We start from the raw sequence: 12352 nt of genomic DNA, 5'->3' as shown, positions 1-12352 counted from the left end.
AAAAACAAAGCTAATTATGGGCTGAAAGAGTGTCAGGGAAGCGCTCGTTCAGGGTTGACAAAGGGAGTCATACCAACGCCCGCATAACGGGCAAAAATACGTAGGCTACAATACCAAGCGAAGCGCAGGGAGCCTACGTGTTTTTGTCCCAAGGAGCGCCAGCGACTGAGTTAATGCGTTTGTTAGTTGCCGTAAATTCAATAAGTGTGCTAACATTTGTGTGTACATTTCATAAGGAGTTTACCATGGATACCCGTATTCAGTTTAGAGTAGATGAAGAAACTAAACGGCTAGCTCAGATAATGGCCGAAAGCCAAGGACGCACTTTAAGTGACGCTTGCAGAGAACTTACGGAAGAACTCGCTGAACAGCAACGAAAAATAATTACTCATGATCAGTGGCTTACTGAAGAGGTTAATGCTGCGTTCAGTAAATTAGAGAGTGGGAAAAGTAAGTTCGTCAGTCATGAAGAAGCGAACTTGGACATGGAAGCTCGAAAAATGAAAATTAGGAATAAAGCCAAAAAATGATCTTATGGGAAAAAAGTTCGTTGGATGATCGTGAGGCTATTTTCGAGTTTTTATACGAATTTAACCCATTAGCAGCAGAAAAAACTGATGCAATAATTGAGAATAAAGTTGAAAACTTGAATCAGCAACCTTTTATGGGAGTTGAGAGAGAGGGTATACCGGGAAGATTGTTAATAATTCCAGAGGTTTCAATGATTGTTTCATATTTCATAAAAGACGACATTATTCACATTCTTCGAGTTTTACACCAAAAGCAAAAATTTCCTGTAGGCAACTAACAATTTAATGTACAGAAAAAATCCTTTATGTAAGGTGGAAACTATCCGTATATCACTTATGAGCGTTTTGAAATTATTACCCTAAAACAACCCATTAAACAAAAAATAAACGCTTTTAAGCATAAAAGCCGGAAAACATCCTTTTTATTTTCTTCATTTGTAAAAAGCTACGTTGCTGGCCATAAAAACAGCGTTTATCTACACGTTATAAATAGGCATCTGGATGAATTTTATTAACCTTCCATTCACCGTCTTCTTTAATCAAGTCTAGGCTACGCAAGTCTTCAATTTTATCGTCGTTGTATGTTCCACTTAAAAATACGGTGATTGTCGATTTTTCTGCGAACTCGTTGCGGCCAACTCGGCCTGCACTTTGAGGCGTGATGGTGACGGTGTCATATTTAAGGTTTAAGAGGTGGCGCTGAACGTTACTGTTAGTGTGGTATCTCGTTAAGATACGAGACAGTTTTTCGCTTGATAGGCGAATTGCTGTATCAAGGTTGTCATCTTCATAAACACTTTTGAGAAACGCTACGGTGGTGTACTCAGGGGTACTTTCATCAAGCATGCCGTACCGCCCGATGCCTTCTTCCTTTTTACCGCAAGCGGATAAAATCAACACTGTAAAAAGCCCGAATAGGGCGTACCACATACGCGTTTTCATTTGGATTACCTTAATGTAAAGAGGTCCGTTTCTTATTGATAGTTTTATATCTCAACGAAGTCAATGTGCTCGCCGCTTCGCTAATCTATGCTTTGATTATTCACAATATTGCGCACAAAAGCAAAGTAATAGAGCGTAAAACTCAGGTGTTTGTGTTCATGAAACTTCAGGAGAAACAGAAGAGAGTAGGCATAAAAAAAACGAGGCACTAGGCCTCGTTTTTAAATGATTGAAACATTTTGGTGGTTATTGAACTTCTTCTTGTTCGTCGAACGCACCAGCAAACAAAGGGCTACTTAGGTAACGTTCTGTGCCGCTTGCTAGAAGTACTACAACCACTTTGTCTTTGTTTTCTGGGCGTTCAGCAAAACGCTTAGCAGCAACAACGGCTGCACCAGAAGAAATACCTGCAAGAATACCCTCGTCGGTCATTAACTTGCGCGCCATGTCCATACATTCTTCGTTGGTAACTTGCTCAACTTCGTCAATTAGGTCTAGGTCTAGGTTACCTGGAATGAAACCTGCGCCAATACCTTGAATTTTGTGTGGACCAGGGGTTAATTCTTCTCCCGCAAGCGCTTGGGTAATTACTGGAGAGTCTGTTGGCTCAACAGCAATTGAAGTGATTGCTTTACCCTTAGTATTTTTAAGGTAGCGACTTACACCCGTGATTGTACCACCCGTACCTACACCAGCTACGAATGCATCTACTTTACCATCGGTGTCTTCCCAAATTTCAGGGCCAGTGGTTTTTTCGTGAATAGCTGGGTTAGCCGGGTTGTCGAACTGTTGAAGCAATACGTATTTGTCTGGATCTGATGCCACAATTTCTTGTGCAGCGGCAACGGCACCTTTCATGCCCTTAGGCGCTTCAGTAAGAACAAGGTTTGCGCCCAAAGCTTTTAGAAGTTTGCGACGCTCAAGGCTCATGCTGCTAGGCATGGTTAACGTTAGCTTATAACCGCGAGACGCTGCAACAAACGCCAAAGCGATACCTGTGTTACCACTGGTCGGTTCTACAATTTCTTTACCTTCGGTAAGGACACCGCGCTTTTCAGCATCCCAAATCATGTTTGCGCCAATGCGGCACTTAACGCTGAAGCTTGGGTTACGCGATTCAATTTTTGCGTATACATTACCTGATGTTACGCGATTTAGCTTAACTAGTGGCGTGCGGCCAATAGATAGGGAATTGTCGTCAAATACGTTCATTATAAATCCTTACCTCGTTCCTTATTTTATAGGAAACCCCGTCTGTCGTGATCTGTACGACCTTTTTAATAGTTAATAATTCAACGCGTGTGATAGTTAATAATTCACAGCCTGAATTAGGGGATTTCGTCATACCCCTATATCATTGGTCCCAATCAGTAAAATGCAAAGTGCTTTTTAGCTATATGTTATATCTATGGGCAATCATGAGAAGGCCTTGATATTATAGTTAAAATTGCAAAGACGAAAAATTATACGGAGTACAACAATAATGGCTTTTAGTGGCACGTCTAATTATATCGCAACCAAAGACTTACAGCTGGCGGTTAACGCAGCTATTACGCTAGAGCGTCCGCTTTTAATTAAAGGCGAGCCGGGCACAGGTAAAACCATGCTTGCTGAAGAATTGGCCGAGAGTTTAGGCACCGAACTAATTCAGTGGCACATTAAATCAACCACTAAAGCACAGCAAGGTTTGTACGAATACGACGCAGTGTCACGTCTTCGCGACTCTCAACTTGGTGATGATCGCGTTCACGATATCAGCAACTACATCGTTAAAGGTAAATTATGGGAAGCTTTTAGCGCAGAAAAGCGCCCGGTACTATTAATTGATGAAATTGATAAAGCTGACATTGAGTTTCCCAACGACTTGCTGCTAGAGCTCGATAAGATGGAGTTCTTCGTTTATGAAACGCAGGAACGTGTAGTCGCGAAGCAGCGTCCTATTGTTATTATTACATCGAACAACGAAAAAGAGCTGCCAGATGCTTTCTTGCGCCGTTGTTTCTTCCACTACATTCAGTTCCCGAATCCAGAGGAAATGCAAGAAATCGTTAACGTACATTTCCCAGATTTAAAGAAAAAGCTGCTTGATGAAGCGTTAAAGGCCTTCTTTGAAATTCGCGATGTACCAGGGCTTAAGAAAAAGCCTTCTACCTCTGAACTTATCGACTGGCTTAAGCTCTTGGTTGCCGAAGATATTCCACCAGAAGCGCTTCACTCAAAAGACGGAAAAGCTGCTATTCCACCACTTTACGGGGCACTGCTTAAAAACGAACAAGACATACATTTGTTTGAAAAACTGGTCTTTATGGCGCGTCGCTAATGCTTATTCAGTTTTTTTATACACTGCGAAAATATCAGGTTAAAACCACGCTGCGCGAGTTGCTGGATTTGCTTAGTGCGCTTGAAAAGCACGTGGTGTATGCCGATATCGAAGCGTTCTACAGTTTGTCGCGTACCATAATGGTGAAGGACGAAACGCAGTACGATAAGTTCGACAGGGCGTTTGCTGAATATTTTGAAGGTGTCGAATCTGTCGATCTATTCGGTAAAGATATCCCTGAAGAATGGCTGCGTAAGGAAATTGAAAAAAATTTAAGCCCTGAAGAGCGTGAGGCGCTGCGTAAAGCCGGTGGCCTTGAAGAACTGATGGAAACGTTGAAAAAGCGCTTAGAAGAACAAGAAAAGCGTCACCAAGGCGGAAATAAATGGGTGGGCACCGGCGGAACATCCCCGTTTGGCGCTTATGGCGACAACCCGGAAGGTGTGCGAATAGGGCAAAAGGGCAATAGAAAGTTTTCGGCAGTAAAAGTATGGGATAAACGCGAGTTTAAAAACCTAAGCTCTGATGTAGAGCTGGGTACGCGTAACATAAAAGTGGCCCTTAGGAAGCTACGCAAGTTTGCTCGCACCGGCGCAAGTGAGCAGCTAGATGTGCCAACGACCATAGGTGAGACAGCTAAAAAAGGCGGCTTACTCGATATCCACATGGCACCAGAGCGTCACAATGCGGTAAAAGTGTTGATGTTTTTTGATGTGGGAGGCTCTATGGACCCACACGTAAAAAGTACTCAAGAGCTTTTCTCTGCGGTGCAAAGCGAGTTTAAATACTTAGAGTACTTTTATTTCCACAACTGCGTGTATGAGGAGGTGTGGAAAGATAACCTTCGTCGCAATAAAGAACGCATTCCTATTTGGGATATCATTCATCGCTACGGAAAAGACTACAAGGTTATTTTCGTAGGTGACGCTACCATGGGGCCGTATGAAATAACGTATCCAGGTGGCAGTGTAGAGCATTGGAATGAAGAGCCGGGCAGTGTGTGGATGCAGCGTTTATTGAACCACTTTAACAACGCAGTGTGGCTTAATCCGCAAGCTGAGAATTATTGGCCGTATTATTCGTCTATCAAAATTATTCGTGAAATTATGGAAGACAGAATGTATGGGCTTACGCTTGAAGGGTTAACGGCTGCTATTAAAGGGCTTAGCAGAAGCCGCTAAGCCCTTTGACGTGTCACGTTTTATTTCTTTGATATAACGGATGTTGAATTGAAGTCGGAAAATTATGCCGTAGCACTTGTGGTGTTGGCGGGCGGAAAGAGCGCTCGCTACAAGGGTAATAAGCTTTTATCGGAACACCCAATTTCTGCGCTTTCTCTTATACAACACAGTGTGGGGGAGGTAGTTAGTGCGCGCAATGACTTAGCGTTAACCAGTGAATTACCCATTACTGTTGTTACGGGTAAATGGCATGATTCCGTAAATACGCAGCTAAAACACTCTCCATGTAAGGTTTCTGAACTACCCATCAGTATCGTTCACAACGCTAATTGGGATGAAGGCCTTGCATCAAGTATTCGCACGGGACTCACGCATCTTTTAAGCCTTTCATCACTGTCGAAATCAGTATCCCCGACAGCAAAGGGCTTGTGTACAAGACCTACTCATGTGCTATTCACGTTGGCCGATTTGCCGAGTCTTAATGCACAAGACTTCGTTCGCCTTATCAACACTTCTTATGCGAACCCTAATCACATAGTATGCAGTGAATGGCAAAAGCAGGGAGAGAACAATAGTCGATTAACCGTACCTGCTATCTTTCCTGAAGCGGTATTTAGTGAACTGCTAGCGCTAAGTGGCGATATGGGGGCTAAGCCGGTTATTAGGAAGCATGCGAAGTTAGGTAGGGTAACGGCTGTGTCTATACCTAACGCACAATTTGATATAGACACGCCACATGACTGGGACAAACTGAAAAGCAGGGGGTAACTGCTTTGGCTCAATTGAACGGTTATGCATTCGCGATACGATGCACAGCACTGGGCCTTTGGATGTAAAGAAGGCGTGCACCTAGCATAACAGCTGCAGCACTCAATCCTACAATGAAGCCAATCCAAAACCCTGCTGCGGCCATTGGTTCTGCCGTTATCCAATTTGTTCTACCTAAAATAACGCCTGTAGGTAAACCTATTAACCAATAGGACACAAAGGTAATAACAAACATCGCTGTTGTGTCTTTATAGCCGCGTAATGCATTAGCCGAAATCACTTGAACCGCATCAGACAATTGGAATAACGCCGCATAAATCAATAACGCATTTGCCAAGGTATATACGGCTTCGTCGCTGGTGTACAGGCCAATGATGAATCCCTTTGCTAGCAGGGTGAAGCTAGCCGTACACGCAGCGGTGAAAAAACCGATCAGAATAGCGGTTCGAGCTGCAATTTTTGCCTGTCGTGGGTTATTTTGCCCTATGCGATAGCCAATGCGAATTGCTGCTGCCATACCAATGCTCATAGGAAACATGAACATCAGGGCCGAGAAATTCAGTGCGACTTGGTGGGCCGCTACCGTTGTGGCGCCAAAAGGGGCTAATAACAATGCAACCAGCGAAAACAGCGTCACTTCAAATAGGATAGTCATAGCAATGGGTAAGCCCATTTTGAAGGTGCGATTTATGGTTACCATGTTAGGTTTATACAACTGTCCGAACAAATTGTACTTTTGCAGGGCAGGGGCAAAACGAACATAGATAACGGTCGCTATAAGCATGGTGTAAATCACAATGGCCGTTGCAATACCACAACCCGCACCGCCCATAGCTGGTAATGGGCCTACACCATAGATAAACAGGTAGTTTCCTACGATGTTCGCCATCAGCCCGATAACCGTAATAATCATAGTGGGTTTGGTTTTACCCAAGCCTTCACAATAGTTTCTAAGCCATTGGTAAAGTGCAAATCCAGGCATAGCGAACAGCACATACAGTACGTAGTCTACGGTAATGCTAAATAGCTCGGGCGCCATAGGGAACAGCGCGACTATGCTTTCAGTAAATGGAATTAAGCCTGCTACCGCTAATCCCACAAAGAAAACCAGATAACCAGCTTGCTGACTTGCGTCGGCAATACCACTTAAATTTTTGTTTCCCTGCAACCGTGAAATAATTGGGGGAAGTGCCAGCGCTATACCCTGTATAAAGCAAAGCAGTGGCACGGTGATGCTAAATCCTAGTGCTACCGCTGCCATGTCGGTTGCACTGAAACGCCCAGCCATAATAGTATCGCTAACGCCCATTAGCATTTGAGTAATCTGCGCAACCAACAATGGCCATGCTAGTTTTAAAATGTCTCTTCCTTCTAAAAGAAAGCGTTTTTTATTCACGGTAATGTGTCTCTATATGGGTCGCCTAGGGCGATAAAAATGCAGAAAATAAAAACGAGCTTAAAAGCCTTAACGAAGTAGCGTTTCAACAACGAACTTGTTAAAAATGTAGCGGTATAACCGGAACCGTATCGCCAACTTTTAACTCACTTATATCTTCATGTACTACCATTAGGCAGTTAGCAGAAGTGATTGAAGTCATAACGCCAGAGCTTTGTGACTTAAATGGTGTGACTTCCCATTCACCTTGATTATTTCTTACCATGGTTGCACGCTGAAAGTCTCGGCGGCCTGCACGTCGCTTAAGAGGTGTCGTAATGCTAGCGTTAACAAAGAACGGCTCGTGCGGTTGTACTTGTCCTTGCATTTTTTTGATAACAGGCACAACCAATAATTTTGCGGTAACAAATGAAGACACAGGGTTGCCAGGCAAACCGCAAAACAACGTGTTGTTTATTTTGCCCAGAGCAAAGGGTTTACCCGGTTTAACCGCGACTTTCCAAAAGTCGATAGTGCCCAATTCAGCGATGATATCTTTTACATAGTCGGCATCGCCCACAGATACGCCACCGCTACTTACCATTACATCTACATGCTCGCTCGCCTCAATGAAGAGTTTACGCAAAGAACCTTCGTCGTCTTCTACAATGCCGAAATCAACAAGCTCTACGTTTTCATTGCTTAAGATGCTGCTTACACCAACGCGATTAGACTCGAAAATTTGTGTCGATTTACAGGGTTCGCCAGGTGCAGCAAGTTCAGAACCAGTCGCGACTACACCAACGCGAAGTTTTCTGAATACTGCCACCTTACTGTTTCCTTGGGAGGAAAGCAGCATAAGGTGTTCGGCGTGAAGGCGCGTGCCCTTGCTTATTAGTGTATCGCCACTGGCGATATCATTGGCCTTTTTACGTATATTCTCTTGCGCCGATGGAATTTTATTGATCAAAACCGCGCCATCATGACTTTCGGTATTCTCTACCATTACAACGGCGTTAGCATTGGCAGGCACCGGGGCCCCCGTCATTATTTTAAATGCTTTGCCTTTTTCAAGCGGCTCATCAGCACTCATGCCAGCTGTAATTACACCCTGTACTTCGAGTTTATCACTGTGTTTGAGATCTTCCGCATTTACGGCATAGCCATCCATTGCTGAATTATCCCATGGCGGGACATCAACGTGGGCAGTTACATCTTGGGCCAAGATGCGGTTGTTGGCGTCAAAAATTCTCACTTGCTCAATGTCGTTTATCGCTTTTGCAGCGTCTAATGCTTTAGTGAGGGCTTCTTCTAGTGAAAGCCATTTAGATGACATACCAACAACTCCATGAAATGATTTAACACGCGGATATTACAGAAAAAGCGGCCTTATACCAAAGGTTAAAGCGTGAAATAAAAGAAAGTATGCGTAAACGACGCAATTGAAGTTTCATCAACGGCTATGTTAGATGAATTAAGAAGCGAACGTTAATATCTCTTCAAAGTCGTCGAAAACCCAGTTAGGTTTATATTTTGCGATGTTCTCACCATAGTTATACCCATAGGTAAGCCCTATACTCTTTATGTTCGCGGCTTTTGCGGCAACAATGTCATTTTTAGAATCTCCAACCATTACACACTGTGAGGGCGAAACACCAAGCTTTTCACAGGCGTGCAGAAGGGGAAGGGAAGAAGGCTTTTTTTCCGGTAAACTATCACCGCCAACGGTAAGCGAAAACAACGAAAATATTGAGAATGATGAAAGAATAGGCTCAATAAATTCCGAAGGTTTATTAGTGATTAATGCTAGCGTGAACCCTTGTTCTTTTAGCGCGTGAAGTGTTGCGAACACGCCGTCGTACAGCACTGTACTTTTAGTATCTAGCGTTCGGTAATAGAACAGAAATTTTTCTAAAGCGGCATCAATCTCGTTTGATGTGTAATGGTGTCTGATCTCTGCGTTGCCGCTCATTCCGCGTTCTACCAGAACACGAGCACCATTTCCAACCCAGTGTCTAATTGTCTGCTCGTTATACGTTGGTAATTGGTAGTCGTTTAATGTTTGATTTAACGCTGTTGCCAAATCAGGAACAGAGTCCACTAAGGTTCCATCTAAATCGAAAAAAAAGGTATTAATTTCCTGCATTACAAACTTTTGATTTGCTAACTCGTGTGACAAGCATAACACCGCAGTATCCTTACCGCGGTAGATTTATTGGTCGACTGGCGTTATAAGCTCAAAGATTCATTCAAAATCTTGGTTGCTGATCCAAAGCACTTGATAAGGCTTCATTTGTAAGAAACCACTAGAAAGGGCTATCTCGTCACGGGTGATGAGATCAATCCAATTATCTGTGCCAATAAGATTTATGTCAGACAGCAAAATTGTTTGTTCTTCGTCTGAAATATTACTAATACAGAAAATACTTTGCTTTCTATCGAGACTTTGTCGCCAGTAGCCAAATAATTGATTACCAAGCTGCAATGTAAACTGCGTTGCATTGGGGTGAAATGCAGGCTGCGCTTTACGTATACGTATAAGCTGCGAGATTCGAGTGAGTACTTTGTGATGCTGTGAAAAGGGCGAGTCTAACAGAGCCTCTAACTCGTTAAAGTCCCAACGTTTTCTGTTGATTGAACGATTTTGTCCTGTATTAGCGACTTTTTCGTAATCGTTTGATGTGCCAAGTAAACTGTGAATGTAAATTCCTGGTATACCTTCCATACCTAACATTATGGCGTGAGCACAAATAAATCGGTCCACTTGATACTTATCAGGGCCCTTGGTGGTTCCTTGCAGCGCGTCGAACAGGGTGATGTTTATCTCGTAAGGCTTTTGCTGACCGTGATCAGAAGCGCGCCACGACACCTTACCGCCAAAGTGCTGCATTGTATGCACAAGCTCTGAAATTTCTTCATCTGACAGTAGGCCTTCCGCCGGACGCAAGCCAATACCATCGTGCGAAGCGATAAAGTTAAAGTAGGCTGTGCCGTTTTGCGCCGGTGGCATACTCATCATCCAGCTTTTCAAATACGTACAATCACCCGTTACTAATGTATTTACAAGTAACGGCGGAAGCGAAAAGTTGTAGATAGCATGGGCTTCGTTAGCATTACCAAAGTACGTTAGGTTTTCCCTGTTGGGAATATTGGTTTCGGTAATGATTATGATGGAAGGATCCACATGTTCAATCAGCGTTCGGATCAAACGTATGACTTCGTGGGTTTGGAATAGATTAATGCAGTTTGTACCTACAATTTTCCAAAGAAATGCCACTGCGTCTAAGCGAAAGATTTTAGCGCCTTTATCAATATACAGCTTGATGATATCGATAAACGCTAACAACACCTTGGGGTTTCTAAAGTCAAAGTCAACTTGGTCGTGACTAAACGTGCACCATACATGCTTTGTACCGTTGGCGGTTTCCGTCTCTCGCAGCAAAGGCGACACACGAGGGCGAGTTACCATGGAGAGGTCATCGGATGGATCTGCTGTGAAGAAAAAGTCAGATCCTGGTCCTTCACCCTTCACAAAGTTATCAAACCACACGCTTCTTGCAGAGCAGTGATTGATAACTAGGTCGGTCATCAAGCCATAATCCTCAGCAATGACTTCAATATCGTCCCATGACCCCAGTGCTTCATTCACCGTAGAGTAGTCGATAACCGAAAACCCATCGTCTGAGCTGTACGGAAAGAAGGGCAGGATGTGAACGTTATTAACGGTGTTCTTGCAGTAGCGGTGCAAAAACTTATTTAACGTAACCAGCGGGCGCTCCCCTTCGTCAATGACACTATCACCGTAGGTAATCATGATAATGTCATCTTCATCCCAATAATTGTGATGAGACTGAGGTGAAGCAATATCCGTTTGCTGCTGAATGCCTATAGTGTTCATTAACTCAGTCGCTAGCGTCTCATACGAGACGTCCAGCGATACATCGGCATAAATGCTTTCTAAATGGTGTTTTACTTTGTCATGGAGATGGTCCCATGCCATATTACTTACTCCATATATTCTGCAGTATCGGCTTCAACCGCTTCTAATAGTCGTTCTAAAATATCGGGTACCGCGCTGGTCACGCGGTTCCAGCTTGGTATAAACGGTGTTTCCATAGGGTTTTCTAAAAAGTTTTGTCCCGCTTTCATGATGTTGCTGGCAAACATTTCTACTGCTTTTTCTTCGCTGTGAATGTCTAAGTTCAAGCCGTTCATTACCGCGTCATTGTGGTAGGTTTCTATAAAGTCTAGTGCAATACGGAAATAGGTGGCTTTAATTGAACGGAACATTTCGTTGCTAAACGTATAGCCTTGCGTGGCAAGTTTTCTGAAAATAGCTTTGGTAATGTCGATAGACATTTTAGACAAACCACCTTGGTCGTTATTAAGCGATAAATCCTGATGTTTATGGTCGTAAATATCACATATATCTGCCTGACACAGGCGGTTGTGCGAATAGTTGCGGTGCATTTCAGAAAGCACACCAATTTCTAAGCCCCAGTCACTTGGAATGCGAATATCGTTTAGTACGTCGCGTCTAAACGAAAATTCACCCGCTAATGGATAGCGGAAGCTATCCATAAACTCCAAGTATTCGTTGTCTCCCATAATGCGTTTTAATGCACGAAGTAATGGCGTAACAAGAAGTCGAGAAACACGGCCATTAATTTTGCCGTTAGCCACACGCGCATAGTAACCCTTACAAAACTCGTAGTTAAACATTGGGTTGGCTACAGGGTAGATAAGCTTGGCGAGCAAATCTTTGTTATAGGTAACAATATCGCAATCGTGTAACGCAACTGACTCTGCGCGATTCGATGCTAGTACGTAGCCCATGCAGTACCAAACGTTTCGGCCTTTACCTAACTCCTTTGGCGCCAAGCCTTGAGCCTGAAGCTCTTCATCAAGTGCTTTAAGGCGAGGACCGTCGTTCCATAGCACTCTGTGATGCTGAGGAAGTTTGCCGAAGAATTTTAGTGCGTGTTTGTACTGCTCTTCATTGGCTCGGTCCAGACCGATGACAATTTCTGATAAGTAGGGCACGTCTGTTAATTCGTTGACGATATGTGGAAGTGCGTCGCCTTCTAATTCAGAAAAGAGCGACGGTAAAATAAGTGCCATAGGGCGCTTCTGTGAAAACTGTAGAAGCTCTGCTTCAAGCTCTTCGGTAGGACGACGAGCTAAGTTATGTAACGTAGTAACCACACCATTTTGATAAAAATCAGCCATGTGTCCT

General features: G+C 43.6%; 12 protein-coding genes. 5 read left to right on the top strand and 7 right to left on the bottom strand.

The annotated features are described in order from the left end of the window. The first annotated feature begins 245 nt into the window (after positions 1 to 245). Both NO989_RS05035 and NO989_RS05030 read left to right on the top strand, forming a co-directional pair. Positions 246 to 530: a type II toxin-antitoxin system RelB/DinJ family antitoxin gene (locus tag NO989_RS05035; protein WP_126874076.1), complete on the top strand. Its 285-nt coding sequence runs from the start codon at positions 246 to 248 to the stop codon at positions 528 to 530. Further along, complete coding sequence (locus tag NO989_RS05030) at positions 527 to 808, top strand: type II toxin-antitoxin system RelE/ParE family toxin (protein ID WP_126874075.1); 282 nt, start codon at positions 527 to 529, stop codon at positions 806 to 808. Before NO989_RS05035 ends, NO989_RS05030 begins: the two co-directional genes overlap by 4 nt. A 205-nt stretch (positions 809 to 1013) precedes the next feature. Here the strand turns inward: NO989_RS05030 and NO989_RS05025 are convergent, their stop codons facing one another. Together NO989_RS05025 and cysK are read right to left on the bottom strand one after the other, a co-directional pair. Next, the gene (locus NO989_RS05025) at positions 1014 to 1472 is read right to left on the bottom strand and encodes a hypothetical protein (protein ID WP_014949692.1); all 459 of its coding nucleotides are present in this window, start codon (positions 1470 to 1472) and stop codon (positions 1014 to 1016) included. Positions 1473 to 1718: 246 nt separating this feature from the next. Continuing rightward, positions 1719 to 2684, bottom strand: a complete 966-nt coding sequence (gene cysK / locus NO989_RS05020) for a cysteine synthase A (RefSeq protein ID WP_014949690.1) — start codon at positions 2682 to 2684, stop codon at positions 1719 to 1721. 271 nt (positions 2685 to 2955) lie between these two features. On the opposite strand from cysK, the gene NO989_RS05015 reads away from it, so the two are divergent. The 3 genes from NO989_RS05015 to NO989_RS05005 are packed head-to-tail and all read left to right on the top strand — an operon-like array spanning position 2956 to position 5741. After that, a complete protein-coding gene (locus tag NO989_RS05015; RefSeq protein ID WP_039220753.1) occupies positions 2956 to 3792 on the top strand; it encodes a MoxR family ATPase in 837 nt (278 codons plus the stop codon). Next, on the top strand, positions 3792 to 4973 hold the full coding sequence (locus NO989_RS05010) for a VWA domain-containing protein (RefSeq protein ID WP_014949688.1): 1182 nt from the start codon (positions 3792 to 3794) through the stop codon (positions 4971 to 4973). Before NO989_RS05015 ends, NO989_RS05010 begins: the two co-directional genes overlap by 1 nt. Positions 4974 to 5021: 48 nt before the next feature. Continuing rightward, positions 5022 to 5741, top strand: coding sequence for an NTP transferase domain-containing protein (locus NO989_RS05005; protein ID WP_371342164.1), 720 nt, complete (start codon positions 5022 to 5024; stop codon positions 5739 to 5741). A 22-nt stretch (positions 5742 to 5763) separates the two neighbouring features. Here NO989_RS05005 and NO989_RS05000 read toward each other — a convergent pair whose 3' ends face one another. From NO989_RS05000 to NO989_RS04980, 5 genes are all read right to left on the bottom strand, one after another. Continuing rightward, the gene (locus tag NO989_RS05000) at positions 5764 to 7137 is read right to left on the bottom strand and encodes an MATE family efflux transporter (RefSeq protein WP_371342163.1); all 1374 of its coding nucleotides are present in this window, start codon (positions 7135 to 7137) and stop codon (positions 5764 to 5766) included. Between the two features lie 100 nt (positions 7138 to 7237). After that, entirely contained in the window at positions 7238 to 8452 is a 1215-nt protein-coding gene (gene glp / locus NO989_RS04995; protein ID WP_371342162.1) for a gephyrin-like molybdotransferase Glp, read from the bottom strand. Between the two features lie 138 nt (positions 8453 to 8590). Beyond that, positions 8591 to 9262 (bottom strand): phosphoglycolate phosphatase, encoded by a 672-nt coding sequence (locus NO989_RS04990; RefSeq protein ID WP_371342161.1) that lies wholly within the window; start codon positions 9260 to 9262, stop codon positions 8591 to 8593. A 99-nt stretch (positions 9263 to 9361) separates the two neighbouring features. After that, positions 9362 to 11116 carry a sugar phosphorylase gene (locus NO989_RS04985; protein ID WP_061095214.1) on the bottom strand — a complete coding sequence of 585 codons (1755 nt, stop codon included), beginning with the start codon at positions 11114 to 11116 and terminating at the stop codon, positions 9362 to 9364. Positions 11117 to 11121: 5 nt separating this feature from the next. Continuing rightward, the gene (locus NO989_RS04980) at positions 11122 to 12345 is read right to left on the bottom strand and encodes a glycosyl transferase (RefSeq protein WP_014949682.1); all 1224 of its coding nucleotides are present in this window, start codon (positions 12343 to 12345) and stop codon (positions 11122 to 11124) included. Between the last annotated feature and the right edge of the window lie 7 nt (positions 12346 to 12352).

It is taken from the genome of Alteromonas sp. DY56-G5, from assembly GCF_041414725.1.
GTDB classification, from domain to species: domain Bacteria; phylum Pseudomonadota; class Gammaproteobacteria; order Enterobacterales; family Alteromonadaceae; genus Alteromonas; species Alteromonas macleodii.
This window is presented reverse-complemented; position numbering and strand designations above follow the sequence as displayed.

What these genes read in the sequence shown, in the direction of transcription:
- glp (WP_371342162.1), bottom strand. Translation starts at nt 8,452, where the DNA reads ATGTCATCTAAATGGCTTTCACTAGAAGAAGCCCTCACTAAAGCATTA.
- NO989_RS05025 (WP_014949692.1), bottom strand. Translation starts at nt 1,472, where the DNA reads ATGAAAACGCGTATGTGGTACGCCCTATTCGGGCTTTTTACAGTGTTG.
- NO989_RS04980 (WP_014949682.1), bottom strand. Translation starts at nt 12,345, where the DNA reads ATGGCTGATTTTTATCAAAATGGTGTGGTTACTACGTTACATAACTTA.
- NO989_RS04985 (WP_061095214.1), bottom strand. Translation starts at nt 11,116, where the DNA reads ATGGCATGGGACCATCTCCATGACAAAGTAAAACACCATTTAGAAAGC.
- NO989_RS05035 (WP_126874076.1), top strand. Translation starts at nt 246, where the DNA reads ATGGATACCCGTATTCAGTTTAGAGTAGATGAAGAAACTAAACGGCTA.
- NO989_RS04990 (WP_371342161.1), bottom strand. Translation starts at nt 9,262, where the DNA reads ATGCAGGAAATTAATACCTTTTTTTTCGATTTAGATGGAACCTTAGTG.
- cysK (WP_014949690.1), bottom strand. Translation starts at nt 2,684, where the DNA reads ATGAACGTATTTGACGACAATTCCCTATCTATTGGCCGCACGCCACTA.
- NO989_RS05015 (WP_039220753.1), top strand. Translation starts at nt 2,956, where the DNA reads ATGGCTTTTAGTGGCACGTCTAATTATATCGCAACCAAAGACTTACAG.
- NO989_RS05030 (WP_126874075.1), top strand. Translation starts at nt 527, where the DNA reads ATGATCTTATGGGAAAAAAGTTCGTTGGATGATCGTGAGGCTATTTTC.
- NO989_RS05010 (WP_014949688.1), top strand. Translation starts at nt 3,792, where the DNA reads ATGCTTATTCAGTTTTTTTATACACTGCGAAAATATCAGGTTAAAACC.